The 25,888-nt window shown below is 56.9% G+C and carries 28 protein-coding genes; 12 read left to right on the forward strand and 16 right to left on the reverse strand.

Going from position 1 to position 25,888, the window contains the following annotated elements:
- Nucleotides 1-138: 138 nt before the first annotated feature.
- Nucleotides 139-1,047, reverse strand: a complete 909-nt coding sequence (locus tag ACQKLP_RS12600) for a FecR family protein (protein ID WP_427323102.1) — start codon at nt 1,045-1,047, stop codon at nt 139-141.
- 73 nt (nt 1,048-1,120) lie between these two features.
- Nucleotides 1,121-1,657, reverse strand: a complete 537-nt coding sequence (locus ACQKLP_RS12605) for an RNA polymerase sigma-70 factor (protein WP_427323103.1) — start codon at nt 1,655-1,657, stop codon at nt 1,121-1,123.
- Between the two features lie 106 nt (nt 1,658-1,763).
- Here ACQKLP_RS12605 and ACQKLP_RS12610 point away from each other — a divergent pair, with 106 nt between their 5' ends.
- The gene (locus tag ACQKLP_RS12610; protein ID WP_427323104.1) at nt 1,764-2,222 is read left to right on the forward strand and encodes a YciI family protein; all 459 of its coding nucleotides are present in this window, start codon (nt 1,764-1,766) and stop codon (nt 2,220-2,222) included.
- On the opposite strand, the gene ACQKLP_RS12615 is transcribed toward ACQKLP_RS12610, so the two are convergent.
- From ACQKLP_RS12615 to ACQKLP_RS12635, 5 genes are read right to left on the reverse strand one after another with little or no spacing between them, the layout of a single operon-like run.
- Entirely contained in the window at nt 2,219-2,986 is a 768-nt protein-coding gene (locus tag ACQKLP_RS12615) for a LytR/AlgR family response regulator transcription factor (protein ID WP_427323105.1), read from the reverse strand. The genes ACQKLP_RS12610 and ACQKLP_RS12615 overlap by 4 nt on opposite strands.
- Nucleotides 2,983-4,044, reverse strand: coding sequence for a sensor histidine kinase (locus tag ACQKLP_RS12620; protein ID WP_427323106.1), 1,062 nt, complete (start codon nt 4,042-4,044; stop codon nt 2,983-2,985). The genes ACQKLP_RS12615 and ACQKLP_RS12620 overlap by 4 nt, the downstream gene beginning before the upstream one ends.
- 14 nt (nt 4,045-4,058) lie before the next feature.
- A complete protein-coding gene (locus ACQKLP_RS12625) occupies nt 4,059-5,045 on the reverse strand; it encodes an NAD-dependent epimerase/dehydratase family protein (RefSeq protein WP_427323107.1) in 987 nt (328 codons plus the stop codon).
- Nucleotides 5,042-5,830, reverse strand: a complete 789-nt coding sequence (locus ACQKLP_RS12630; RefSeq protein ID WP_427323108.1) for an SDR family NAD(P)-dependent oxidoreductase — start codon at nt 5,828-5,830, stop codon at nt 5,042-5,044. Before ACQKLP_RS12630 ends, ACQKLP_RS12625 begins: the two co-directional genes overlap by 4 nt.
- Entirely contained in the window at nt 5,827-6,423 is a 597-nt protein-coding gene (locus tag ACQKLP_RS12635; protein ID WP_427323109.1) for a hypothetical protein, read from the reverse strand. The genes ACQKLP_RS12630 and ACQKLP_RS12635 overlap by 4 nt, the downstream gene beginning before the upstream one ends.
- 201 nt (nt 6,424-6,624) lie before the next feature.
- Here ACQKLP_RS12635 and ACQKLP_RS12640 point away from each other — a divergent pair, with 201 nt between their 5' ends.
- The 3 genes from ACQKLP_RS12640 to ACQKLP_RS12650 all read left to right on the forward strand — a co-directional run bounded on the left by ACQKLP_RS12640 (nt 6,625) and on the right by ACQKLP_RS12650 (nt 8,054).
- Entirely contained in the window at nt 6,625-7,092 is a 468-nt protein-coding gene (locus ACQKLP_RS12640; protein WP_427323110.1) for a hypothetical protein, read from the forward strand.
- 12 nt (nt 7,093-7,104) lie between these two features.
- Nucleotides 7,105-7,341 carry a hypothetical protein gene (locus ACQKLP_RS12645; protein WP_427323111.1) on the forward strand — a complete coding sequence of 79 codons (237 nt, stop codon included), beginning with the start codon at nt 7,105-7,107 and terminating at the stop codon, nt 7,339-7,341.
- A 131-nt stretch (nt 7,342-7,472) separates the two neighbouring features.
- Nucleotides 7,473-8,054 carry a diheme cytochrome c-553 gene (locus tag ACQKLP_RS12650; protein WP_427323112.1) on the forward strand — a complete coding sequence of 194 codons (582 nt, stop codon included), beginning with the start codon at nt 7,473-7,475 and terminating at the stop codon, nt 8,052-8,054.
- 48 nt (nt 8,055-8,102) lie between these two features.
- On the opposite strand, the gene ACQKLP_RS12655 is transcribed toward ACQKLP_RS12650, so the two are convergent.
- Nucleotides 8,103-8,540: a DUF2147 domain-containing protein gene (locus ACQKLP_RS12655; protein WP_427323113.1), complete on the reverse strand. Its 438-nt coding sequence runs from the start codon at nt 8,538-8,540 to the stop codon at nt 8,103-8,105.
- Nucleotides 8,541-8,667: 127 nt separating this feature from the next.
- On the opposite strand from ACQKLP_RS12655, the gene ACQKLP_RS12660 reads away from it, so the two are divergent.
- On the forward strand, nt 8,668-11,406 hold the full coding sequence (locus ACQKLP_RS12660) for a family 78 glycoside hydrolase catalytic domain (RefSeq protein ID WP_427323114.1): 2,739 nt from the start codon (nt 8,668-8,670) through the stop codon (nt 11,404-11,406).
- Between the two features lie 86 nt (nt 11,407-11,492).
- Here ACQKLP_RS12660 and ACQKLP_RS12665 read toward each other — a convergent pair whose 3' ends face one another.
- The 4 genes from ACQKLP_RS12665 to ACQKLP_RS12680 are packed head-to-tail and all read right to left on the reverse strand — an operon-like array spanning nt 11,493 to nt 13,422.
- A complete protein-coding gene (locus ACQKLP_RS12665) occupies nt 11,493-11,705 on the reverse strand; it encodes a helix-turn-helix domain-containing protein (RefSeq protein WP_427323115.1) in 213 nt (70 codons plus the stop codon).
- Nucleotides 11,705-12,319: a DUF2975 domain-containing protein gene (locus ACQKLP_RS12670; RefSeq protein ID WP_427323116.1), complete on the reverse strand. Its 615-nt coding sequence runs from the start codon at nt 12,317-12,319 to the stop codon at nt 11,705-11,707. Before ACQKLP_RS12670 ends, ACQKLP_RS12665 begins: the two co-directional genes overlap by 1 nt.
- Before the next feature lie 10 nt (nt 12,320-12,329).
- The gene (locus ACQKLP_RS12675) at nt 12,330-12,899 is read right to left on the reverse strand and encodes a TVP38/TMEM64 family protein (protein ID WP_427323117.1); all 570 of its coding nucleotides are present in this window, start codon (nt 12,897-12,899) and stop codon (nt 12,330-12,332) included.
- Nucleotides 12,886-13,422: a class I SAM-dependent methyltransferase gene (locus ACQKLP_RS12680; protein ID WP_427323118.1), complete on the reverse strand. Its 537-nt coding sequence runs from the start codon at nt 13,420-13,422 to the stop codon at nt 12,886-12,888. The genes ACQKLP_RS12675 and ACQKLP_RS12680 overlap by 14 nt, the downstream gene beginning before the upstream one ends.
- Before the next feature lie 487 nt (nt 13,423-13,909).
- Here ACQKLP_RS12680 and ACQKLP_RS12685 point away from each other — a divergent pair, with 487 nt between their 5' ends.
- A complete protein-coding gene (locus ACQKLP_RS12685; RefSeq protein ID WP_427323119.1) occupies nt 13,910-14,308 on the forward strand; it encodes an acyl-CoA thioesterase in 399 nt (132 codons plus the stop codon).
- 3 nt (nt 14,309-14,311) lie between these two features.
- Here ACQKLP_RS12685 and ACQKLP_RS12690 read toward each other — a convergent pair whose 3' ends face one another.
- Nucleotides 14,312-14,497, reverse strand: coding sequence for a hypothetical protein (locus ACQKLP_RS12690; protein WP_427323120.1), 186 nt, complete (start codon nt 14,495-14,497; stop codon nt 14,312-14,314).
- Nucleotides 14,498-14,672: 175 nt separating this feature from the next.
- The gene (locus ACQKLP_RS12695) at nt 14,673-15,470 is read right to left on the reverse strand and encodes a hypothetical protein (RefSeq protein WP_427323121.1); all 798 of its coding nucleotides are present in this window, start codon (nt 15,468-15,470) and stop codon (nt 14,673-14,675) included.
- Between the two features lie 113 nt (nt 15,471-15,583).
- Between ACQKLP_RS12695 and ACQKLP_RS12700 the strand changes: the two genes are divergently transcribed.
- Nucleotides 15,584-17,443 (forward strand): heparinase II/III domain-containing protein, encoded by a 1,860-nt coding sequence (locus ACQKLP_RS12700; protein ID WP_427323122.1) that lies wholly within the window; start codon nt 15,584-15,586, stop codon nt 17,441-17,443.
- 82 nt (nt 17,444-17,525) lie between these two features.
- On the opposite strand, the gene ACQKLP_RS12705 is transcribed toward ACQKLP_RS12700, so the two are convergent.
- Nucleotides 17,526-18,260 carry a class I SAM-dependent methyltransferase gene (locus ACQKLP_RS12705; protein WP_427323123.1) on the reverse strand — a complete coding sequence of 245 codons (735 nt, stop codon included), beginning with the start codon at nt 18,258-18,260 and terminating at the stop codon, nt 17,526-17,528.
- Between the two features lie 122 nt (nt 18,261-18,382).
- On the opposite strand from ACQKLP_RS12705, the gene ACQKLP_RS12710 reads away from it, so the two are divergent.
- A complete protein-coding gene (locus ACQKLP_RS12710) occupies nt 18,383-19,441 on the forward strand; it encodes an NAD(P)H-dependent flavin oxidoreductase (protein ID WP_427323124.1) in 1,059 nt (352 codons plus the stop codon).
- 56 nt (nt 19,442-19,497) lie between these two features.
- Nucleotides 19,498-19,635: a hypothetical protein gene (locus ACQKLP_RS12715; RefSeq protein ID WP_427323125.1), complete on the forward strand. Its 138-nt coding sequence runs from the start codon at nt 19,498-19,500 to the stop codon at nt 19,633-19,635.
- 181 nt (nt 19,636-19,816) lie between these two features.
- Here ACQKLP_RS12715 and ACQKLP_RS12720 read toward each other — a convergent pair whose 3' ends face one another.
- Nucleotides 19,817-20,806: an alpha/beta hydrolase gene (locus ACQKLP_RS12720; protein WP_427323126.1), complete on the reverse strand. Its 990-nt coding sequence runs from the start codon at nt 20,804-20,806 to the stop codon at nt 19,817-19,819.
- A 246-nt stretch (nt 20,807-21,052) separates the two neighbouring features.
- Here ACQKLP_RS12720 and ACQKLP_RS12725 point away from each other — a divergent pair, with 246 nt between their 5' ends.
- The 3 genes from ACQKLP_RS12725 (at nt 21,053) to uvrA (ending at nt 25,830) form a co-directional block, all read left to right on the forward strand.
- Nucleotides 21,053-22,684 (forward strand): hypothetical protein, encoded by a 1,632-nt coding sequence (locus ACQKLP_RS12725; RefSeq protein WP_427323127.1) that lies wholly within the window; start codon nt 21,053-21,055, stop codon nt 22,682-22,684.
- Nucleotides 22,685-22,984: 300 nt separating this feature from the next.
- Nucleotides 22,985-23,254: a hypothetical protein gene (locus ACQKLP_RS12730; RefSeq protein ID WP_126243436.1), complete on the forward strand. Its 270-nt coding sequence runs from the start codon at nt 22,985-22,987 to the stop codon at nt 23,252-23,254.
- 68 nt (nt 23,255-23,322) lie between these two features.
- Entirely contained in the window at nt 23,323-25,830 is a 2,508-nt protein-coding gene (uvrA, locus tag ACQKLP_RS12735; RefSeq protein WP_427323128.1) for an excinuclease ABC subunit UvrA, read from the forward strand.
- The last annotated feature ends 58 nt before the right edge of the window (nt 25,831-25,888 follow it).

The following is a 25,888-nucleotide window of genomic DNA, read 5'->3' on the forward strand; positions in this document are numbered from 1 at the left end:
TCTACATGGATTTTGGTTTGTATACTTTGATACGGGCAATACGATTCCCTGCGGTGCATCGGCACCGCCGTGGGTTTACGGGTCGCAGGATGAGACGGTTTTTTTAAGGTTCGGATGTATGCATATGACGGCTGTTTTTCATGGTCCCTGTGGCATGGGTTGCGGCAGCAGCCAGAGGGAATCGCCTGCCATCCGGTATTGCACATCGGCGATGAAGGCGATGTTGCGGACAACGAACTCGGGTTTTTCCCGGGCAAATTCCCCTGTCACCTGCCACTTCCGGTTGTACAACGCGGTATCGGCGACGATATGGATGTTATAGTAATTCTCGAGCTTGGTGATCACTTCGTCTAGCCCCGCGTGCTTGAAATACAGCACGCTGCCGCGGTAAGCTTCGGGCGCGGCGCGCTCCACCGTTCTGGCGGCGCCGGTGTATCCCAGCGCCTCCCCGGGCCGGAGGTACATGCTGTCGCGCTCGCGCGTCACCACCACCTTGCCGTAGCGCAGCCAAACCTTCACCTCTTCCGAGCCCTCGGGCGCGCGCACCTCGAAAGACGTTCCCAGCGCCGTGGTCTTCACCTTGCCGCTCACCACCGTAAAAGGGCTCCGGGCATTCCCGCTCACCTCGAAAGCGCCAGTGCCAGTAAGGAACACCATCCGCTCGCCTTCCGTAAACCGGCTGGGGTACCGCAGCGCCGAGGGGCCCTGCAGGAACACGACCGAACTATCGGGCAGCACGATGCGCGAGGTTTGACCGGCCGCTACACGGACCGTCAGTTCCTGCGGCCCCCGCATGAGCCGGATGCCGTAAATCGCTGCGGCGGCAAACACGGCGGCCGCGACGGCTACCGTGGCACGGCGGACGAACCTCCGCCACAAAGGCCTGCGGCGCGCTTCGATCTTGCGCCAGATGGCGGCCCCGTTGCCCGGAACTTCTTCCAGCCCGTCGGTTTCACCACTTTGCAACCAGGCGGCTACTTCCGCCAATTCGGCTTCAGCGCACTCGCCGGCGATGAATTTGTCGATGATCTCTTTGGATAATTGCATGTCTTTCCGGGATGGTCCCTGTATATAAGTTCCATTTCAGGGCAAATACCCTAAACGTTTTTAAAAATATTTTTTAAATCGTGCCGGAATGGTGGGAGGAAAGTTCGAGGAGAACGACGAGGAGGGATTGGCTGAGCGCGCGCAAAGCCCTGGAGACGTGGTATTCGACGGATTTGACGGACAGCCCGGTTTTTTCGGCGATCTGTTGGTAGGTGAGGCCGTCTTCCCGGTTCATGAGGTAAATAGCGCGGGTTTTTTCCGGCAGGGATTCGAGGGTGCGGTGCGCCATGGCGCGGATTTCCTTCACTTCGAGCGGGCGCTCGGGCTGGGAGTGGCGGTGATGGTCTTGCAGGGTATCTACCATCCGCAACAGCGCCGCGTCCATTTTTTGCTGGCGGATGAGATATTTAAGGGAAAGGTTCTTGGCGGCGCGAACGAGGTAGTGGTCCATATTTTCAATGACTTGCCTGTCGCGGTTGTTCCACAGTGAGATGAAAACCTCCGTCACCGTGTCTTCCGCCGCCTCGCGCGATCCGATGGTAAAGTAACAGATACTGTATAACCTGGACCAATACCGTTCATATGTAGCCCTGAAAAACGCTTCGTCCATTGTAGATTCCCATGTCAGGTGGAATAGGCCCTCCCGACAATACTAGCAATATTTTTTAATAATTCCTAGTGAGGGGGAATTCCCTACATTCGCGGAAACAACCTGTATGAAGCTGCTCGTTATCACCGCGTTACTGGCCCTGTCGGCCATTTCCCTCCACGCGCAAACGGCCAACCCCGGCTACAACAAGCCCCTGGCCGACTCCCTCGGCGCCGATGCCTACGGCATGAAATATTATGTGCTGGTAATACTAAAAACCGGCCCCCGGTCCACCGATAACAAAGACACCGTAGCGGCCCTTTTCCGCGGGCATATGGAAAATATCGGCCGCATGGCCAAAAGCGGGAAACTGGCTGTGGCCGGACCGTTGGGGAAAAACGACCGCAACTGGCGCGGGATTTTCATCCTCAATGTACCTACCGTCGAAGAAGCGGAGGCGCTCCTGCAGTCCGATCCGGCCGTGGCAGGAGGGCTCCTGGCGGCGGATTGCCTCCGCTGGTACGGCTCGGCCGCCTTACCGATGTACCTGCCGTATCACGATAAAGTCCAGGAAAAACATTTCTAAACACCGGAAGACAGGCGCCCTTCCAGCCAATTCTTGAAATCGTTCACCCGCTCGCGGCTGATGATGACGTCTTCCCCCGCAGCCGGCTCCAGTTGCAGGATGAAGCGGCTGTTGTAATAGGTCATGATCTTTTTGATGCCGTCGATTTGCACGATGTATTGCCGGTTGATCCGGAAAAACTGGTGCCGGTCCAGGAGCTTTTCCATCTGGTCGAGGGAATAATCGAGCGGAAGGCGCTGCCCTTCGAACGTAACTGCCCAGGTTACGCCCTTGGTAAACTGCAGCCAGGCGATGTCTTTCGCCTTTACATAAATGAGCTGATTATTGAGCCGCCCGATAAACCGGGCATGATCGCGCCGGAGGAATTCTTCGGCAATGCCTGCAATGTCTAGCCGGTAAGGCTGCGCGGGCCGGAACTGCTCGAATTTGTCCAGCGCCTGCTGTAATTCCTTCTGGTCGATCGGCTTCATGAGGTAATCGATACTGTTCACCTTGAACGCCTGGAGCGCAAAGCCGTCGTACGCGGTCGTGAAAATGATGGGTGTCACTACCTGCGCCTGGTTGAACATTTCGAAACAGTTGCCGTCAGACAGTTGGATGTCCATGAACATCAAATCGGCGGGGTGTTCTTCCTTCATCCACTGAAGGCCTTCGGCCACGGAGGCGATCACGCCCACGATCTCGATATCGGCGCGGCATTGCCGCAGCAGCTGCGTGAGCCTTTCCGCGTTGTGGATCTCGTCTTCGAATATGGTTACTTTCATGAGAGAATGACCGGTATTTTGACGGTGAACGTATCCGGGGAAGGGATCACTTCGATCCCCCTTCCGATGGCCAGTTCGTATCGTTTATGAATATTTTCCAGCCCGATGCCGGAGGGCGTTTCGGGATGCAGCCTCGCCCGCAGCTGGTTGGTGATCACCAGCGAATCGCCCGTGCTTTTTACTTCGATCAGCAACGGATCGTTCGCGGAAAAACGGTTGTGCTTGATGGCGTTTTCCACGAGCAATTGCAGCGTAGCCGGCGGGATGAGGCCTTTCAGCTTCACGGAATCGTCTATCTCCGCATGGAACCGGATGCTGTTCTGGTGGCGGATCCGGATGAGAAAAAGGTAAGACTCCAGGAAATCCAGCTCGGTGCGGATCGGCACGAGGTTCTCGAATTTTTTGTCGAGGATGTAGCGATAGGTTTTGGCCAGCTGGGTGATGTAATCGGCCGCCAGGTCAGGGCTTTTGTACACCAGGTTCGTCAGCACGCTGAGCGAATTGAAGAAGAAATGCGGATCGATCTGGTTGCGCAGCGCATCGTATTTCGCCTGGATGTTTTCGCGCATGAGGCGCTCGGTCTGCAATTGATTTTCTTTCCAGGCTTTGTAATAATACATGATCCCGTTGACGGTGAGCAGGAGCAGGTAAAAGATCCAGGTGCCGAAGATGAGGTCCCAGCTGAAATGGCTCACACTTTCCCAGGCTTCGTAGCGGTGGAAGAAAACGATGTCGAACACGGCATACGTCAATCCGAAAATATACGACGCCACCACGCCGTAAGCGAGCAGGCATCCGGCGAGGAGGAAAAATTTCTTCTGGGTGAACCGCGGCGCGGCCCATTTCGCTACTACGATAGCGCCTTCCCAGGCCAGCAGGCCATACAGCACGTACACGATGCTGAACATGTGGCCGCGGAGGTTAAAGACGCTGAGGTCGGCGATGAAGGATTGGTCGAAAGATTTGAAGATGGTGGAGATGAGGTACAGGATCACGATCCGCACGAACAGGCGGGCGTATCTGCTGGAAAAATATTTGTCGAACGAATTAACTTCCATGTGTTGCCGTCTGGTTAAAAATAGTCATTTTCCTTCAACCAGGCGCAGGCGTCGGCCACGGCCGTTTCGGTGGAAAGGTACCGCATGCCGAGGTCGCGTTCGGACTTGCGGCCGGAGTAATAGTTCCCCAGGCAAAGGAGCCTCGCTGTCGTATAATTGAGCTTCGGCCGGCGGCCGGTGAATTGCCCGGCCAGCGAGCCCGCCAGTCCGCCTGCTTTCAACACCCAGGCTGGAATAGTGAACAGCAGCCGCTTGCGGCCGATGGTGCGGCTCACGATACGGAAAAACTCACGGTAGCTGTGATTCTCACCGGCCAGCAGGTAACAATCGCCCGGCTTCCCTTTTTCGATCGCCAGGGCGATGCCGCGGCACACGTCGCCCACATGCACGAAGTTCTTCCCGCCCGGCGGGCACCACACGAACCACGACCGCACGCCGTGCAGCAATAGTTTGCCGCTGCTGGGGCGCACGTCGTGCGGACCGATAATGAACGTCGGGTTCACGACCACGGCCGGCAATCCATGTTTCTCCACCTGTTCCAGTACGTATTGCTGCGCGAGGTATTTGCTGTTGATGTAGCCAGAGCCGGCGGAGAACAGCGAGAACCCCGCGAGCTCGTTCCCCGGTTCGTTTTTGGTGCCATGGCCCAGTGTGTTGGCGGTGCTCACGTACACGAGTTTTTTCACGCCGTGGCGGCGGCAGGCTTCCGCGATGTGCACGGTGCCGGTGAAGTTGACGCGCTCGTAATCTTCGAACGAAATGCCCCACTGGTCGGTAATGCTCGCGGCGTGGACGACGTATTCGCATCCCGCAACGGCCAGCAGAACGGCCTGCGGGTCGCCCACATCGCCGTGGAACAATTCCACGGGAATGTCGGCCAGGGTGCGCAGGTTGGCGGAGGGGCGCACCAGCAGGCGGATGTCGTGTCCCAGCCGGTACAGCTCGCGGGTGAGGTTGGCGCCGAGGAGACCAGTGGCGCCGGTGATGAGGATTTTGCTCATATACTGAATTGCATTTCTTTTTTTACTTCCCTTGAAATGATCCGCAGGCGCAGGTTGCCGGGCATCAGCTGCATGAGGAAATGACTGATCCTGTTCGCCACGCCGGGGATGATGACGGGTTGCCCCGCGAGCGTGAGCCGTATCGCCACTTTCGCGATCTCGTGGGTAGGAAGCAGGCCCAGCCTCGCTTTGAGCCCCTGGCCGATGATCCGCCGCGCCGTCCCGGAATTGGTGAGGATCGGGCCCGGGCAAGCCACGCTCACCGACAAGCCCGTTCCCGAAAACTCTTCCCGCAACCCGAGCGAAAAGGAAGTGATGAAGGCTTTCGATGCCGGGTATACCGTTTTATACGCGATCGGGGTGAAAGCCGCCATGCTGGAAATGTTCAGGATGTGGCTGCGCGAATGTTCCAGCAAATGCGGGATCAGGATCCGTGTGAGCAGCGCCGTTCCGCGTACGTTCAGCTGGATGATCCGGTCGATGTTCTCCAGCGGCGTTTCCGCCATCGGGGCCGTTCCGCCTACACCGGCGTTGTTGATGAGGAAATCTACCGGGCAGGCGTCCAGGATGGCAGGCAGGTGGTATTGCAATTGGTCCACATCCGTGAGGTCGAATTCGAAAGCGCGCACGTCTACCGGGTATTCTTCCATGATATGGCGCGCCAGCGAATGCGCCTGGCCGCCGGGCAACGCGATGAGCACGAGGTTCATGCCCATCCGCGCGCATTGTATGGCGAAAGCTTTTCCCAATCCGGCGCTGGCGCCGGTAATCAGCGTGTAAGTCATTGTTCTGCGAGGTGTTTGAATTGTGTCATGGTTTTGACCAGGTTGCTGTGCACGATCGGGTCAGATGCCCAGCGCGGCAGTTTCCGGTTGCGGTTGGTGGTAATGAAGTATTGTACCTGCACGAACCCCGAGTTCCGCGGCTCCAGCAGCCATCTTCCGCGTACGCCGGTGAGCCGGGTCCGCCCTTCTTCCGGCGGGAAAGCCGGGTGCTGGGTGCTTTCGAAGCGGACTTCCAGCGGGTTTTCCACATGGAAGGAGAGGCAGCAGTCCTGGTCCTCGAAAGGCCAGGGGATGGCGTAACGGATGTAGTTGATCCATTTGTCGGGCTCGGGCGCGGGCAGCACTTTGTATTCCCGGGCAGAAGGGTTCCATCCGGGGCCGCGTTGCGGATCGCGCAGGAGACTGATGATCGATGGCGCGTTCGCCTTCACGAGGAATACGGCCTTCAGCTCGCGAACGGCGGCATCGCCGTCGCCAATCCAGCGCTCGTAGAGGAAAACGTCGCCGGATTGCTTCACCAGCCTGAAATCGGCCGCATGGAGCGCCGTGGTGGTCAGCAGTTGTATCATGAGGATGAAGCTGGTCAGTTTCATGATCGAATGATTTACGGCAAAAGTCGCCCCGCAGGCCCGGCACGCCGCCGATTTATCCACGAACCGCCGGATGAAGGGGTTGAGTTGTGGAATTCCGGCAAAGCGGGGAAGCGATCGTGGCAAACCCGCTACAAATCTCCCTGCATCCTGCGGCTGTTCATCCATGGCATGGTTATTTCGCCATATCCTGAAACGAGCATCATGAAAAAACAACCCGGCATCGCCGATAAAAACCTGGACGAACAACTGCCATCGTCCGAAGACATCAATATGGAGCTTCCGGAAGTGAAAGACATTCCCGGACAGGAACACATCCACGTTCCCCCGGCAGGGGAAATGGCAGACACCACCGCATCTTCCGCCGATGAGGAAGGGGAAGGCATACTGGATGAGGAAGAAGACGATGAAGACCTGGACCTCGAAGGCGAGGACAATGTCTCCGGCCTGGAACGCGACCTGCTCGACGATGCCGCCAGCAGGGACCCGGACTACGAAGACGAACAACGCCTGCGCGAAGCCCTGCCCGACGAAACGGATGACGATGGAGACCCCCTCAACGAAGACGACGAACTGGACGTTCCCGGCAGCGAAGACGACGACGAAGCGGAAGACATCGGCTCGGAAGACGAAGAAAACAACGAATTCAGCATCGACAAAAACAGTGATTAAAAACCATGCATTATGGAAAAATTAGCAAATAGCCACGGCGAAGGGAAAGTGGCGGAAATGATCGAAGACCAGACGGCGAAACTGCCTTCAGACACCTTTTTGTGGGCGGCGGTTGGCGCCATGAGTATTTCGCTTGCGCTGACGCTGATGCGGAAGAAACATGCAGGCCTTTTCATCGGGCAATGGGCGGCCCCATTCCTGCTTTTCGGGATTTATAACAAGCTCGTCAAGCAACATGGGCACGATTGACGGAGGAAGGAAGGCCGTTAAGGCAACCAACGGCCGGGCGGAAACGCCCGGCTTTTCCCATGATGGGTAGTACTGCCCATAGCATACTTAGGTAATGCTGCTATCTTAGCGGCGCAAAAAATTACCGAGTTATGAATTGTAAACCCCTCATCGGCCTTGCCCTGCTGAGCGCAATGGCGATCTATTCCTGTACGGGAACTACCGGTGCGCCGACGGCAGAAATTCCCTCCAAAGACAGTCTCGTAAAACGCGGCGCCTATCTCGTAAAGATCATGGGCTGTAACGACTGCCATTCCCCCAAGAAAATGACGGCGCAGGGCCCCGTTCCCGACGAAGCGCTGCTGCTTTCCGGCCATCCCGCGGCGATGCCCGTCGCTAAATTCGACACGGCTACGGCGAAAGACTGGGTGCTGTTCAATATGAACAATACCGCCATCGCCGGGCCCTGGGGCATCTCCTTCGCGGCGAACCTGACGGCAGATTCCACGGGAATCGGCAGCTGGACGGAAGAACAGTTCGGAAGAGCGTTGCGCCAGGGGATGTACAAAGGCCTGGAAGGCACGCGCCACCTGCTGCCGCCCATGCCACAAATGCCCGACCTGGCCGACGATGACCTGAAGGCGATCTTCACGTACCTGAAATCCGTGAAGCCGGTGCAGAACGTGGTGCCGCAACCGCTGAGCCCGCCGCAGATGGCAGCGTATTACCGCTAAGGAAGCTTGTGATGAAAAGGGAAATCCGCAGTAAGGCTGCGGATTTTTTTATTCGGCGCGCGTCCAGACTGTTGTGCGGCCGAAAAGCGGGGCGCCTACGTACCCGCGGATATCCAGCGTATTGCCTTTGATTTTCATTTTGCTGCTGTAGGTTTTGCCGCTTTTGGGGTCGTAGATCTTTCCGTCTTCCCACTCCTGATCGTCTGCGTCATATTCGAAACCGGTGAGGATCACGAGGCCCTGCAGCGGGCGGGCGCGGAGGGAAGCATTGGTGTTCTTCGCATCGCGGCGCGGGGTTTTACCGTCGGCTTCCAGCGGATGGGCCATCCAGATGAGTTTGCCGAAGTATTTGTCACCGTTTTTATATATCTGGACTTTCGCGTCTTTTTCTTCGTTGAGCCACACGCCGTTCACCGCGTCTGCCTGTGCTTTTGCAGCGGTATGGATGGTGAAAGTGAAGAGGATCGCGGCAAGTAATGCTTTCATGTTGCATGGTTTTGATGATGGGTACCTGTAATTTAACGAAAAATCGGGAACGGGCAGGTGAGTGCAGGATAGTAGTTACGGATGAAAATTATATTTTGAGCGGCACCACTAGAAAACTGATTACGACATGTATATGAAATCCTGGCTATTCCACGTTTTGACAACGGCCGCCGTTTCCGCAGCGGCGGTCCCCTTGTCTGTTTCCGCACAATCTTTCCGTCCCGAAAAATTGACGACGGAATATAAATCCGCGCCGATCGGCATCGCGGCATCGCAGCCGCGCATGAGCTGGCAGATCCAATCCTCCGGCCGCGATTTTCTGCAATCGGCCTATGAAGTACGTACCGGTGCCAACGCGGCCGCGTTGGCCAAAGGGAAAGATATTGCCTGGCAAAGCGGCAAGGTAAATTCCGGCGAGTCGTTGCACATTCCCTACGGCGGCGGCCCCCTCGCTTCGCGCCAGCGCGTGTACTGGCAAGTGCGCGTGTTCGACAAAAACGGGAAAGCCTCGCCCTGGAGCGAAGTGGCTTCCTGGGAAATGGGGCTCCTGCAACCGGCCGACTGGCAGGCCAAGTGGATCGCACGGAGCAGCGACACTTCAGGGAAGCCCGGGCCCAGCCCGCTTTTCCGGAAAGCGTTCCGGTTGTCCAAGCCGGTTCAAAGCGCCCGCCTGTACGTAACGGCGCACGGGCTCTACGAAGCGCATATCAATGGCAAAAGGGTGGGAGACGATTATCTCACGCCCGGTTGGACCGCCTACGACAAACGCCTCCAGTACCAGGTGTACGATATCACGCCCATGCTCCGAAACGGTGAGAACGCGATCGGCGCTATGCTCGGCGACGGATGGTATCGCGGCAACCTCGTGTTCTTCAATCAAAGGAATACCTACGGCAAAACCGCCGCATTGCTCCTCCAGGCGGAAATCACCTACCGCGACGGCTCGAAGGAAACCATCGCCACCGACGGCTCCTGGAAATCCGTCGATGCCGGCCCGGTACGCTACTCCGATATTTATAATGGCGAAACCGTTAACACGCTGATGGAAATAACCGGATGGGCAGACCCCGGCTTCCACGATGCTTCCTGGGAAAAGGTGGCCGTACTGCCGCTCACGAAAGATAACCTCGTTGCGCAGGAAGGGCCCGGCGTGAAACAGCACGAAAGATTGAAGCCGGTCAAATTCATCACCACGCCCGAAGGCGATGCCGTCGTGGATTTTGGGCAGAACATGGTAGGTTGGGTTGAACTGAAAGTGAAAGGCAAGGCGGGAGACACCATTACCCTGCATCATGCCGAAGTGCTGGACAAAGCGGGGAATTTCTATACCGCCAACCTCCGCGCCGCCAAACAGGAGAATAAATTTGTGTTGAATGGTTGGGGGACGGAAACCCTCGCGCCCAGGTTCACTTTCCAGGGCTTCCGTTACATCCGCGTGAAAGGCCTGCGCCAGCCGCTGGATACGTCTATGTTCACCGGTGTGGCCGTGTATTCGGATATGGGCGAAACCGGCAGCTTCTCCTGCTCGCATCCGCTCATCAATCAACTCCAGAAAAATATCCAGTGGGGGCAGAAAGGGAACTTCGTAGATGTGCCGACCGATTGCCCGCAGCGCGATGAGCGCCTCGGCTGGACCGGCGACGCGCAGGTGTTCTTCAACACCGCCGCCTACAACATGAACGTGACGGGCTTCTTCACCAAATGGATGAAAGACGTGGCGGCAGACCAGCGCAGCAATGGCGACATCCCTGTCGTGATCCCTGACGTAAAATCCATCCCTTCGCCCGGTTCGGCGGGTTGGGGCGACGTGGTGACCATCATTCCCTGGAATTTCTATCAAAACTACGGCGACCGCCGCATGCTCGAAGTGCAATACGAAAGCATGCGCAAATGGGTGGATTACATCACCGCGCAAAGCAAAAGCGAGCTCTGGAACCATGGCCCGCACTTCGGCGACTGGCTCTTCTATTCCGCGCCGCACGATAACGATGGCCGTTCTGCCATCACCGATAAATACCTCATCGCCCAGGCGTTTTACATCCATTCCACCCAAAACGTCATCAATGCCGCGAAAGTGCTGGGCAAAGGTGCAGACGTAGAAAAGTACGAAGAGCTGATTAAAAGGATCAAGGCGGCGTTCATCCGCGAATACGTAACGCCCAACGGCCGCATGGTTTCGTCTACCCAAACGGCGTACGTGCTGGCGCTGAACTTCGACATCCTGCCCGAAGCGCAGCGTGCGTCCGCCGCAAAACGGCTGGCAGACAACATCGCGTCGTATGGCAATCACCTCACCACCGGTTTCCTCGGCACGCCGTACCTCTGCCATGTGCTCACGCGCTTCGGATATACGGATGTGGCGTACAAACTGCTCATGCAGGAAAGCTACCCTTCCTGGCTGTACCCCGTGAAAATGGGCGCAACCACCATCTGGGAGCGTTGGGACGGCATCAAGCCCGACGGCACTTTCCAGGATGTGGGGATGAACTCCTTCAACCACTACGCCTACGGTGCTATCGGCGACTGGATGTATAAAACGGTGACGGGCATCCAGCCGGATCCCGCATCGCCCGGCTATAAGCAATTCCGCATTCAGCCGCGCCCCGGCGGCGGGCTCACCCATGCCAGCGCGGAATATAAATCGCTGTACGGCACCATTGCGTCGAAATGGAAGTTGGACGGGGGGAGACTGAAACTGGAAGTGACCGTTCCCGCAAATACCACCGCCAAAATCGTGTTGCCCGGCGCGGCCGGCGCTGCGGTGACGGAATCGGGCAAACCGGTGCAGCTTTCGGCGGAAGGGAAGGATGCTTCCCTGCAGGTAGGCTCCGGTAATTATGCGTTCGAGTATGCATTCGGCAAATAACCACGACTCTTTTCCCATAACTGTAACGATCACATGCGAAAGGCCGCCCGTTGAGGCGGCCTTTGCTGTTTTTATGACAAGGGCGGTTATTCTTCGCGTGCCGAATAATCGAGAATGTCTCCCGGCTTACAGTTCAGCTCGCGGCAAAGGGCTTCGAGCGTTTCGAAGCGGATGCCTTTCACCTTGCCGGTTTTCAGCAAGCTGAGATTGGTAACGGAAATATCGATCCGGGCCGCAAGATCTTTCAGCGAGATCTTGTTTTTAGCCATTTCCACGTCCAGATTAACAATGATCGCCATTATACAAAAGCTTCGTTTTCCTGTTGCAGTTGCATTCCGTACCGGAAAATATCTACCATGACGTAAATGATAGCCGCAACAGCGATGTAAGGTAATCCAAAATTCCAATTCATGTGGAAGTTGCGCTCCGCCGCGGGGATGTAGGCATTGGCGACCTCCGCCTGCATAACGCTCAGCAGGAAGTTGTAAGGCGCCAGCAGGCCGATGAAAAGCGCGGTATACCGGAGCCGGCGGATGGTTTCGCCGGTGAAGGGGCTTTGCCGGCCCAGCGAACGGAAAACCTGGCGCAGGTTGTAAATGGCGGCGATGACGAGGAATTCGAACAGGAAGAAAAACACGAAGGAGTAAATCCGGTAAAGATTGTTCACCGGCAGGAGCATCTTCAGTTGCACGTCCTGCGTTTCCATTTCGCCGCCGGGCACCGCAATAACGGAAAGCGGCGCGTTCAGGCGCACGATGGTGCTGAAATTGAATTTCGTTCCGCCAAACATCGACGTGACAAGGAAGAATAGCCCGATGGCGGCTAATACGAAATTGAGGTACCAGCAAATATTCACGATCCAGCGCATGGCGTGGAAGAAACGGTTGCGTGAAACAGGAGGTGTGTGGTGCATACAGGATGGATCAGATGTTACGCAAGATAAAGATATACAAAGTACAGATCACCGCCTCGCCCGCCAGCAGTGCCGGCAGGAATTTCCGCAGGGGGATTTTCAGCGTACCGGCCACGTAGCATACCAGATCGGTGGGGGCGATGGGCGCAAAGGCCCATAAGGCTACGAACCACTGTCCGTACGGCCCCTGCAGCCGCTGCCGCATGCGCTCCGTTTTTTCCGGATAATGCTTTTCGAACCACGCCGCCAGGCCCAGCCAGCCCGAAAGGTGGTACAACATCCACGATACCACGGCGATGGATGCCAGGAACACGCCCAGCAGCAGCCAGGGCTCGTTGCGGAACAGCAGGATGCCCGCCGCGAGGAACGGCGTTCCGGGAATAAGCGCCACGCCGCGCGCCACGCATATGGCGAAGTATACGGCGACCGTCCACCCCGGATATCGCCCCACGAAAGCCGTAAGATCGTCGGTGGAGAAGCGTTGGGCAAATATTACGTACAGTGCGATGGCGGCCAGCAGCACCGAAACCTTGATGATCCGGAGCGTGCGGCCGGTGGCGGATGTGTCATTTCTGGGCATAGTAAATGAATGCGGGTGGGATGTTAAGCAGCGTGAAACCGTAACATACCGCGGGAAACCGCTGGCGGATGGCGGCAATGTCTTTCAGGGAATACTGGAACTGGATGAAGAAGCCCCCGGGCTTGAGCGCCTTGTGGCAACGCTCGAGCAGCTGCGATTTGGTGCCGGGGTCGAGGTTGGCGAGGGGGATGCCGCTGAGAATGTAGTCGGCCGACTCGTCGGGAATATACGCCGGAAGCCGCAATACGTCTGCATTGTGGTGAGACGCGCGCCGGTCTTTGACGGCAGACAGGATGCGGTACAATTCCGGGTTTATTTCAAACGAAGCGAGGGTGGAAGCGGGGCTCATACGACCGAGCAAATGCCTGGTCATGACGCCCGTGCCTGCTCCCAGTTCTACGATGGATAAGGGTTTCTGGAACTGGATGATGTCGGTCATCCGCGCCGTCAGCGCCGGTGAGCTCTCCACAACGGAGCCCGTTTGCCGCAAATTCCGCCATGCCGCTTTGAGAAAGGTATACATAACGCGGTAGAGGTTTGATTACGAAACGAAGGTAAATGGATATTTTCATTAAACAAAAATAAATTTACGTAAAACATAAAAAGTGTGATGAAATGCATAAATCTGTGACGAGGGGACGAGCCCCGGGCCGGAACGGCCCTTACTGGATAACGGGGCATATGAATTGACATAATGTTTGTGCAAAAAACATAGAAGCCTCTGTAGATACAGAGGCTTACATTTTTCAGCTTCATAACCATTTAAGAAAATTCACCGGTGTAGCCGGTTATATCATCACCGCTCCCCGCGCTGCGGGAAGCGGTTTTTGTATAAGGAAAAAGATTCGCGCCTGGTAGACATCGCACCGCAAATTACCGGCGATACGTCGGGAAAGGCAAGAAAAGTTGAGTGAAGGGGGACTTTAGAATGTTTAACTGCCGGAGTGAACAGGCGAAGCGGAAGTAATCCGCATGATTTTAACTAATTTTGCGCCAAAACCGGAGCGTACATGAATTTTTATACCAGGAAATGGGTGAAACCGGAAGACCTCAACGCCCACGGCACCCTCTTCGGCGGCAGCCTCCTCCGATGGATCGATGAAGAAGCCGCTATCTATGCCATCATTCAACTCGGCACCAACCGTTGCGTTACGAAATACATGTCCGAAATCAATTTCATCAACTCCGCGCGCCAGGGAGACATCGTGGAGCTCGGCATCAAAGCCACGCAATTCGGCCGTACGTCCATCACGCTCACCTGCGAAGTCCGCAACAAAATCACGCATAAATCCATCCTCACCATCGATAAAATCGTATTCGTCAGCGTAGACGAGAACGGCGTTCCCAAGCCACACGGCCGGACGGAAATCACCTACACCGACGAGCGCCTCCGCGAAGATCCGCTCTGATCGTCAAACAAGATTGCGGTCGCGCAGCGCCTGCCGTTGCCGGAACCATGTCTCGATCTGCCGTAAATCGTTACCCAGCGTATACACGGCCGCTTTCACCTTTTGCAGCGAAACGTTGAATTTTACGGCCAGGTACATTAAGTCGGGGTGGGGAATGCCTTGCCTGGAGTTTTTATGCCTGTTTTCCATAACTGTTCCGTTTTCCTTTTTCCAAACAATTCCATGCCAATTCCCCTGAAGCGGAAATAGCAGCTGATAAGCATATAGTTAGGTGTGCCGCTGTGGATTCCCGTCTGCATTGCGGGGAGCGGCGTTGTCGTTTTTTGCCACGGAATTACGTGGACCGGCTGTATAACGGAAGGGCTTACCGTGTAGGTTGATACGTGATCTTCATCCAGTCGCCGTTAGGCATGCCGCGGCGCAACAGCCGGCCGATGGCGTCCACGTTATGGCTGTATTCCTGCGTGGTTTGATCGGATACCTGTCCGCCGACCTTGTGCGTTCTTACCACGCGCTTCGGTAACCTGTCCATACTTTTCAGCACGGGGATATTCCATATTTCGTATTGGTCGAACACAAGATGGTAGCGGTTTACGAATGCCCATTCGTTGAAAATGAACGACCGGTTTTCAGGCGTGAGGTCATAGATGATCTCATCGGGCTTGCCGGGAGCCGTGGTTTTGATCTGCAGCAAAAGCCCGTCTGCGCTCCAGGTATAGATCGACTTCGTCATCAGCGTGTAGACGCCCGGTTTATAATGCCCGAAATCCATCTGGATGACCTTTCCCTGTCCATCGTACGTGAAATCCAGCCGGAACCGGCCTTGTTCGCGCATGCCCATGATGCCTTCCTCGATGCGGACGATCCGGCGGTTCGCATCATAATAGAAGGTATCTTCCTTGAGCGATGTTTTCTGCATCAGGGCCAGCTGATCCCCGTTATAGAGGAAATCCCGCTCGATGGCCGAACTGGCAGGGCCGGCGCCCGTCGTGTTTTCGATGTTGTCGTTCGCGTCGTATTTCCAGTTTTCGAACGAGCCGTCTTTCCATTCCAGTTGCTGAACGAGCACGGAATAAGTGGCCAACACTTCGGTGCGGTTACGTTTGCAGGCAGTGCAAAAAAGGATGCAGCAAAGGAAGCTGGCGAGAAGGGGAGTGCGCATGGGGATGATTTAACAATGCCACAAAGGTACGCCGGCGCCGTCCGGCCGTTTATCACATAAACATGTGGTTCGGACCGAAAGGTCGTATTTTGACGGTGAACAATCCACCCGTTATGAAGCTACCCTGGCTTTTCCTGTTGCTGTGCCTGGCAGGCGCCGTCCGTGCGCAATCCGACTCGCTTTCGGCCGATTTCAACATGCCTCCCCATCCCCGGGTCCTTTGGAAAACGGCAGACGAGCCCGTCCTGAAAAAGAATGTCGGCTCGCCTGGCCCCTGGCAAAATGTGCATCGCAGCATCTTGTCGGCCTGCGATAAAATGATGTCCATGCCCGTACTGCAACGGCAATTGACCGGCAGGCGGCTGCTGGGCGTTTCACGGGAATGCCTCCGCCGGGTGTTTTTCCTCGCTTATGCCTGGCGAATGGAAAAAGACCAACGGTATGCCGACAGGGCTATCGGGGAAATGATGGCCGTTTGTTCGTTTCCCGACTGGAATCCTTCCCACTTCCTCGACGTCGCGGAAATGACGATGGGCGTGGCGATCGGGTACGACTGGCTGTACGGCCGCCTCACGCCCGAACAGCGGCGGGTGATCTCTGCCGCGATCCTCGAAAAGGGGATGCGCCCCTCGCTGGAAAAGAAAAACAGCAACTGGCTCCGCGAGCATCACAATTGGAACCAGGTATGCAATGCCGGTATGCTGTTCGGATCGCTGGCGGTGTTCGAAGACGCGCCGGAGCTGGGATTGCACCTCATCAACCGCGGTATCCGCAGCATTGTGCTGCCCATGGAAGCGTACAGGCCGGCGGGCGCTTATCCCGAAGGGTATAGTTACTGGGGATATGGCACCAGCTTCAACGTGCTCTTCATCAGTGCGCTGGAAACCTTGACCGGCGGCGATTTCGGTCTGCAAAAAATGCCCGGTTTCATGGAAACGGCCGCCTATTACCAGCATATGGCCGGCCCCACCGGTCTCCCGTTCAACTTCTCCGATGCAGGTACCGGCGGCAGCCTGGAGCCCGCGATGTGCTGGTTCGCCGCCCGCAGTGGAGACCCGTCGCTGCTGTTTACGGAAAAGCTCCGCCTGGAAAAGCCTTCCACCGGCAACCGGCTGTTGCCGGCCATGCTGTTGTGGGGAAAGGATATCGATATGAACGCCGTGCGGCCGCCTTCGTCCACCTGCTGGACCGGCGGCGGCGAAACGCCCGTAGCGCTGATGCGGAGCGCCTGGGGAGATAGTTCCGTTATGTACATCGGTATCAAGGGCGGCTCGCCCGGCGTGAACCATGCGCATATGGACGTGGGCTCGTTCGTGCTCGACTGGGGCGGCGTTCGCTGGGCGGCGGACCTGGGCATGCAGGATTACAACTCCCTCGAATCCCGCGGCCTGAGCATCTGGAACAAGTCGCAGAACAGCCAGCGGTGGGAGGTGATGCGGTACACTAATCTCGTGCACAATACTTTAACGGTAAACGGCGCCTACCAGCAGGTAAACGGCCATGCGGATATAACGGCAACGGGAAAACGAAATACGCAGTTCGCGGTGATCGATATGACGCCGGTTTATAAAGCCCAGCTGGACAGATCGCGCCGGGGCGTGGCGTTGCTGAAGGGCGGGCGCGCCGTTATCCGCGATGAGGTGTCGGCGGGCAGCGGGCCGGATACCCTGCAATGGCGCTGGCTCACCCAGGCCGAAGTGACCCTGGGCACGGATAACGTGATCGTACTGCGGAAGAATGGTAAAACGCTGCGCCTGGTGATCGAAGCCCCCGTTCCCGTGCACCTCCGCACCTGGAGCGCCGTGCCGGTACATGATTACGACGCCCCTAATCCCGGCAGCACCATTACCGGCTTTGAAGCCGTATTGCCGGAGGGATTCGCCGGCGCATTCACGGTGCATGTGCTGCCGGAAGGCGCCACAGCCCCGCGCAGGGTGCCGCCGCTCGATGACTGGATAAAATGGAAACCCTGATAATGAAAGAAGGACGCCCGTTAGCGGCGTCCTTCCTGTTTGTATTATTCGGCGCAGTCAAGACATGCGGCGCTTTCCGGGATCAGACTTTCCCGATGCGCAGCAGGATGGGGAAATGCACTTCGCGCTCGGCGGGCTCGCCCCATGCGGCTTTCAGGTCGGCGGAGATAAGCGCCACGGGATCGTGTTGTTCTGCTTTCATGTAATGTTGCACGGCCGACCAGGTGGACAGATACCCGGCCAGGTGCCCCCAGCTCCAGGTTTCGGTATGCTCGAAATAAGGCGTCGGGAAGGCGGGATAGGGGAAAGGGATGGTCATGTAATTTTCGTCGACGTATTTCCGCTCGCGGTCCCAATATTGGCCCAGCAGATCCACATATAACCGGCGGACGACCGCATCGATCGCGGGTGTGATATGCAGCAATCCATATCCGATCACGGCCAGGACGCCACCAGGTTTCAGCGTGCGGCCCACTTCGCGGTAAAACGCGTCGAAATCGAACCAGTGGATGGCTTGCGCAACCGTCACCAGGTCGAACGAACCATCCGGGAAATCCGTTTTCTCGGCAGGTTGCAGCGTATAGCGGATGTTGGGGCGCGGCCGGGCCTTGTCGAGCTGCTGGCGGCTGATGTCGGTCGCCTCCACGCGTTTGAAGTCGGCCGCGAGCTTTTCGGCGACCTGGCCGTTGCCGGTGCCGCAATCCCAGGCGCTTTCCGTGCCGGGCACGATAGACAGGATGAATTGAAAGAGCTCGTCGGGGTAATGGGGCCGGAATTTGACATAATCCCCGGACTGTTCTGAGAAAACATCTTTCATGGGGCGAGATTTGTACAAAAATACGCAATCCGCCGCAACGAAACTTCGCAGGGACGAATTCGTGATTTCCCTCACATACAAGTTGGCGAAAGGGGCCTAACTTGGCAGGATAAACGGAGCATATGCGACCAAATACCATTACCGATATGTTGGGGATCCGGTACCCCGTATTCCAGGGCCCCATGGGGGCAGGACTGTCGACTCCCGCACTGGTGGCGGCCGTCACGAACGCGGGCGGGCTCGGCGGGTACGGGGCGTATACTTTACAGCCGGCGGAAATCCGGGAACTGGGGGCACAGGTGAGGCAACTGACCGCCGGGCCCTGGAACCTCAACCTCTGGGTGTCTGACATCGATCCTGCGCTGGGGAATTATACTGATGCTGAGTTCGATATGGTGAAGTCGTTATTCCGCCCCGTGTTCGACGAACTGGGGATCCCCGTTCCTTCCCCCGGGATTTCCATCGAAAGTAAATTCGCGCTCCAGGCGGAGGCCATGCTGGCCTTGAAGCCTGCTGTTTTCAGTTTCGTTTTCGGCGTGCCGGACGAAGCTGTTTTGCGGGAATGCCGCCGGCAGGGGATCGTAACGGCCGGAGCGGCCACCACGCTCGATGAAGCCCTGGCGCTGGAAGCGGCGGATGTGGACGTGATCGTGGCGGCGGGCTTCGAGGCGGGCGGGCACCGGCCGAGCTTCCTGGAGCCAGCGGAAGATTCGTTGCACGGAACGTTCGCCCTCGTGCAAAAGCTGCGGTGGAAAGTGCGCAAGCCCATTGTGGCGGCCGGCGGCATCGCAGATGCGGCGGGCGTGGAAGCGGCGCTTCGGCTGGGAGCATCCGCAGTGCAGGTAGGAACGGCCTTCCTGGCCTGCGAGGAATCGGGGGCGTCGGCCGCGTATCGCGACAGGTTGTTTTCTCCCGCTGCCCAGCATACCGAATTGACGCGCGTGTACACGGGGCGCCTGGCGCGCGCGGTGCGCACGCAGCTGCCGGCGCGCTTCGCCGGTATGGAACAGGAACTGGCGCCTTTCCCTTTGCAATCCCAACTGATGGCGCCTGTCCGTAATGCGGCGCTCGATTCAGGGCAATTGGAATATTCCGCCGTATGGGCCGGACAAAATGCCGGAAACCTCCATCACCGCAAAGCCACCGACCTGATAGAGGAGCTGACTTCCCTTTGGCGGTAAATCAACCCCACAAGTTTTGCGTTTATTCCCCGAAAAGCTGTTTACCTGCCGGCCAGGTGAAAAATAGCTGTATCACCAACTTCGCAACGAGCGATAGCATCAACTACACTTTCACCGTAACCCCTTCGGGAGATGGTGAAGTGAAAATCAACCTCGCCACCAACGGTAAGCATGAACGGCGACGTGGTACATAAATTGGAAGTGGAACCCAACACCAGCGAAATCCGGATCGATATCCCGGCTTCCGTACCTGATGGGGTCTACCATCTCATGATCATCAACGGGCCGGTCAAGCGAACGAACATCGTCCTGTTACGCCCATAGCGAAAAACGGTTGCCACATGGCAACCGTTTTTTTATAGCTGGAAGGATAGTTTATAAACCGAGATGGAATTTCAGTTCCGCCGCCGCATGCAAAATCAAAGAGCGGGTTTCGGGGAGATGGGCTAATCCGTTGAGCATGCCCCAGTCGTGAATGACGCCGTTGTAGCGGATGGTAGTACAGGGAACGCCGGCATCTGACAACTTCCGGCCGTAAGCTTCGCCTTCGCTGCGCAGGATGTCGTTTTCCGCCACCTGGATGAGCGTGGGCGGGAGGCCTTTCAGTTGATTGGATGTGGCCTGGAGGGGAGAGGCGTAGGGTTCCAGTCGCTGGGCGTCGTTCGTGGTATATAAACCCCACATCCATTGCATGAGCGATGCGGTGAGGAATCTTTGTTCCCCATACCTGCGCCAGGATTTGGTGTCGAAATCCGCATTGGTGACGGGCCACATGAGTATCTGGCATTTCAGCCGGGGTGCGCCTTTCTCGTTGCACCGGATCGCCGTTACGGCGCTCATATTGCCGCCTACGCTGTTGCCCACGATGGCGATGTTGGAACCGTCCACCCCGATTTCCCGGCCATTTTCCGCCAGCCATTGCGTGGCAGCGAAAATTTCGTCGATGGCGCGGGGATAATGCTCGTCGGGCGTGGGCGTGTAATTCACGAACACCGCGGCGGCGCCGGAATGCACGACCAGGTCGCGCACGAGGCGCTGATGCGTGGGGAAATCGCCCAGCACCCAGCCGCCACCGTGGATGAAGAGGAAGCCGGGGAGGAGCGGGGCGGCGCCGTCGGGTTTCACGATGTGGAGCAGGAGCGTGTAGTCGCCCGCGGTGATGGTCTTTTCCGTGACGCTTACGCCGGACAGGTCCACCTTTACCGATTTTTGCGCATCCACGAGGACTTTGCGCGCATCCGGAACGGAAAGGCTTTCCACGGGCTTGCCGCCGGGGGCGTTGAGGATGTCCAGGAATTTTTTGACTTCAGGGGTCAGGTGCGGGTCGGCAGCGTAATCGACCGTTTTATCGTTTTTATGGCTCATGGTGAAAGATGGTTTTGGGGGTGGGAAACGAAATGTGTGCCGGGTAAATAACAGTTTGAAATTGAAATAGTTCGGAGGACGGGATGGATTTTCGGGGGATGCGGCCCCGAGGGGGCGTGGCGGCGGCCGGTCATTCCGCGAAATGCCGTGGCGCCTAACACAAAAGTTTCTTTTGGATTGGAAGTTGCTGATTATCTTTGCGGAACGTTTAACCCGGTTGAATGTTCAACAAATAATCCCGTACATATGAAATGTTTCTTAACCAGCCTGCTTATGCTGGTACAATTGGCAGCTTTCCCGCAATTCAAGGAAATAGCCACCAGTAAATCGTTCCAGGAGCCGGAAGATGGCTTCGCCCGCGTCATCCAGATGAAGAATGGATATACCGTGCTGGCCGTTATCGATCTGAAAAAAGGGATCGACATCAAGATTTACGACGAAAAACATAAACAGAAGGTCGCCAAAAACATCCGTCCCAAATTCGGCAGGCTGAAAGCCGGCAATGTGGAAGCCATGTTCGAGACCAAAGGGAACGTGGTGTTCCTCGTCCGCGAAATCCAGGACAAAACGCCCGTGCTGCACCGGCTCGTGGTAGATGGCGAGAAAGGTAATATTATCAATGAGGAAACTATCGGCGAACTGAAGAAGATGAATATGGGACATGGGTATGCCATGGCTTTCGGAGGCGTTGCGATGCCTGATTTCTATTCGGAAAAAGACCCGAACAGCGATCAGTACGCCGTAGCCCTGTTCAACAGCTTTGAAAGCGACCGTAGCAAACGCCTGGAACTGGTGATGTACGACGGCGACCATAAAGAGCTGGCCCGTGCATTCTATAAATCACCGGAAGAAAAGTACAAGTATATCAATTATATGGACATGACCTTCGTAGGCAATACGGTCTATTGCCTGGGTTATGCACGTAATACCCGTGCCAGCGGCGGAAAGGAGAACACGGTAATCATGGCCGAACTGAAGGCGGGAGACGCTGATGTGAAGCTGACGGAACTGAAGTTCACCCACGACCAGGACCTCAGGAAAGGCATGCTGCGCTACAACGCCACTACCAACAAGATCATGCTCCTCGCATTCGCGCCCTATAAAAACAGCGACGGCCGCGGCGAGCTCTGGCTTTTCCATATGGACCCCGCCAAACTGAGCGCCAAAGAGCACGATGAAATCTATCCCATCGCCATCCAGAACAAGGCCACGGCCGTTTTCGGACGGAGGGAGAAGTTTACAGGCACCCCGGTAAACATGTTCGTATATAAAGACGGCAGCTATACCATTGCCTTGGAAGAGATCCGCCAGGTGACACATACCTCCATGGGCACGCCCGTTGCAGGCGCCAACGGTTCTTTCAGCATGAGCGGCGGTTCCAGCAGGACCTACACTATCGTGGAACACCTCGGCCTGATGCATTACACCGCCGACCGCAAGCTGGCCAACAGTTGGTACCTGCCAAAAGATCATCACATGTGGTCTGCCCACCCGCCGACCTTCTACCACCGCCAGCGCGAAGGCCGTGCCGTGGTATTGAACGACGGCGATCAATACAAAACCTTTACGCTGCTGCGCTCCAAAGGCAAGGAATTTGTACTGTACAACGACGTGGAGGAAAATGACAAACGTATCGAGAAAGGGAAGGACCCCCAACAGGTAAAAGGCCTCAAGGCCTGCGATGCGTTCTACTTCCCCCTGGAAAAAGAAATGATCCCCGCCCGGACGTTCCTGTTTGGGGAAAGCACCGGCCGCAAAGACCATCGCCTGGCGCTGACGCCCATTTCGGACTTCAACGAAGACCAGAATATCTTTGTGACCCTTCGCCTCGATATCCACCAGGCCAAGCAGGTACATCTCGTTTGGATGGAACCTTGATCAGGTAAGGATTTCAGGAGCGAAGAATAACGAAGAAGACCGGCGGACGCACGTTCCGCCGGTCTTTTTTTCTTTGCGGGAAACTATTTCCGCACCTCGGAAAACAAGGGCTATGATTTGCAGAAAAGATTTTCTATTTTTAATTCAGTGGCTACAGTGTGGATGAAATTTCCCACCTGGGGCCCTGTCAAAATGTCTATTGTGAAAAAGTTAACCGATTAATTTTCAAGTACTTAAATATTCACCCCAACATTCAGGCCTACTATTTGTTATTAAACGCACAACACAACGCTGAACCTTATGATACACGAGCAGTATACCATTATCCGCAACCTAATCTGGGAAAACAAAATCACGACGTATCAGGAGTTATACCTTGCAGTTCCGCTGCATGAGCTCAGCCGCGACACCCATATTTCGGAATCGCAGCTGCGCGAATGGTTTACGGACATCGGCAGTGTTTCTGTCGAAGACGTCAAGCAGCTGTCGGAACTGCTGGAAATACCGGAATACCGCATGATGCGCATCATTGTAGCCACGCAGCGATTGCAGCAGTCACAGCTGAATTAGCCGATAAAATTGAACGGGCCGGGACGATCTCCCGGCCCGTTCGTATTTTTGCGGTGAATACATTTGATATGGCTCATCATCATACACCGAAACCCGGGTTCGTGACCGTCCGCGGCGCAAGGGAACATAACCTCAAAAACGTAGACCTCGAAATCCCGAGGGATGCGCTCGTGGTTTTCACCGGCGTTTCGGGGTCGGGGAAATCCTCCCTGGCATTTGGCACACTGTACGCCGAGGCACAAAGGCGTTACCTCGAATCTGTGTCCCCCTACGCCAGGCGGCTCTTTCACCAGCTGTCCGTTCCCGACGTAGACGAGATCGACGGCCTGCCGCCCGCGGTGGCCCTCCAGCAACAGCGCGGCGCGCCCACTACGCGCTCGTCGGTCGGCAGCGTCACCACCCTCGGCAACCTGCTCCGCATGCTGTACTCCCGCGCCGGGGAATACCCCCGCCACCAGCCTATCATCCACGCGGAAGCGTTTTCCCCCAATACCCCCGAAGGAGCTTGCCCCACCTGCCATGGCATGGGCATGACGTACGACGCCACCGAAGCCTCCATGGTCCCCGATCCCTCGCTCACGATCCGCGAGCGCGCCATCGCCGCGTGGCCACAGGCATGGTATGGCCAAAACCTCCGCGATATCCTCGTGACCTTGGGGTATGATGTCGACAAGCCCTGGAAAGACCTTCCCCAAAAGACCCGCGACTGGATCCTTTTTACAGAAGATCAGCCCACCGCGCCCGTATACGCCGGTTTTACCCCGGAAGAAACGAAACGGGCCGTGAAGCAAAAAATGGAGCCCAGCTACATGGGCACTTTCAGCGGCGCCAGGCGCTACCTGCTGCATACATTTTCCAATACGCAAAGCGCGATGATGAAAAAACGCGTGCAGCAATATATGGTAAGCGCGCCTTGTCCCACCTGTAAGGGGAAGCGCCTCCGCAAGGAATCGCTGTCGGTAAAGTTCGCGGGGTACGACATCGCCGAAATCGCCCATCTTTCCCTGGAAAAGCTCGCGGATACGCTGGCGCCGTTCGCCAACAATAAGAAAAAGGCCGATCCCGCGCACCCGGAGCGCAACATCGTGGCGCAGCGCATCACGGCAGACATTTGCGCCCGCCTGCAGGTACTGCTGGACCTCGGCCTGGGCTACCTGACGCCCGACCGCAGCACGCCCACGCTGTCTCCCGGGGAACTGCAGCGCCTTCGCCTCGCCACACAGGTGAGGAGCAATCTTTTCGGCGTGGTATACGTGCTGGACGAGCCTTCCGCCGGTTTGCACCCTGCAGACACGGAGGCGCTCCTGCGGGCGCTAAAAGGGCTCAAAGCCTCCGGGAACACGCTTTTCGTAGTCGAACACGAAACGGATGTCATCCGCGAGGCGGACTGGATCGTGGACGTAGGCCCGGCCGCAGGCTCGAACGGTGGTGAAATCCTCTACAGTGGCGATCCCCAGGGGCTCGAAAGCGTACAAGGCTCCGTAACGCGCCATTACCTGTTCGGCAGGCAATCCATCCCCGAAAGACCGGCATATACACCGAAGGACTGGTTGCAGCTGAAAGGTATCTCCCGCAACAACCTCCATGGCCTCGACGCGAATTTTCCCCTCGGCATGCTCACCGCGGTGACGGGGATTTCCGGTTCGGGGAAGTCGAGCCTCGTGAGCCAGGCGCTCGTGGAACTGGTAGCGGGCGCATTGGGCCACGCGCCGGAAACGGAGCACGAGGAAACGCCGCAGGCGCAAGTCCCGGCCGGCGGGCAGATCGCCTCCGGCATGGAGCACATTGCCCGGCTCGTGCAGGTGAACCAGGCGCCCATCGGGCGGACGCCGCGCTCCAACCTGGCCACGTATACCGGGTTATTCGATCATGTCCGGAAGATTTTCGCGGAAACGCCCATGGCGCGTAGCCGCAAGTACGATGCCGGCCGCTTTTCCTTCAACGTGGCCAAAGGCCGCTGCAAAACTTGCGAGGGCGAGGGGTTCGTGATGGTTGAACTGCTGTTTTTGCCCAGCGTCTATTCGCCTTGCCCCACCTGCCATGGCGCACGCTACAATGAAAAAACGCTGGAAGTGACCTATCGCGATAAAAATATCGCCGAAGTATTGGGGCTGACGGTCGACCAGGCGCATGCGTTCTTCGCCGGGGACGATAGCGTGCAGCGCCCGCTGTCGGTGCTCCGGGACGTGGGACTGGGTTATTTGCGCCTGGGCCAGCCGGCAACGGAACTTTCCGGTGGTGAGGCGCAACGTATTAAACTGGCGACGGAATTGCAGCGCACGGGCAAGGGAAATACGCTGTACGTGCTGGACGAGCCCACTACCGGTTTGCACCCTTCAGACGTAGACAAGCTCATGTTGCAATTGGAAAGGCTCGTGGCAGCGGGGAACACGGTGATCGTGGTGGAGCACGATATGCGGGTGATCGCCGGGGCGGATTGGGTGATCGATATGGGGCCGGGCGCGGGCGAGAAAGGAGGGAACATCGTCGCGGAAGGGCCACCGTCTGCCGTGGCATCATCCAAAAAAAGCAAAACCGCGCCGTACCTGGCCGCATTCATCGCTTCCATGCAATAGTAATGGTACTTTTTATCGATGCCAATCATCCTGATGCGGGACGAATGTGCTATGTGTT

Source organism: Chitinophaga sp. NPDC101104 (assembly GCF_050277495.1).
In the GTDB taxonomy this organism is placed as follows: domain Bacteria; phylum Bacteroidota; class Bacteroidia; order Chitinophagales; family Chitinophagaceae; genus Chitinophaga.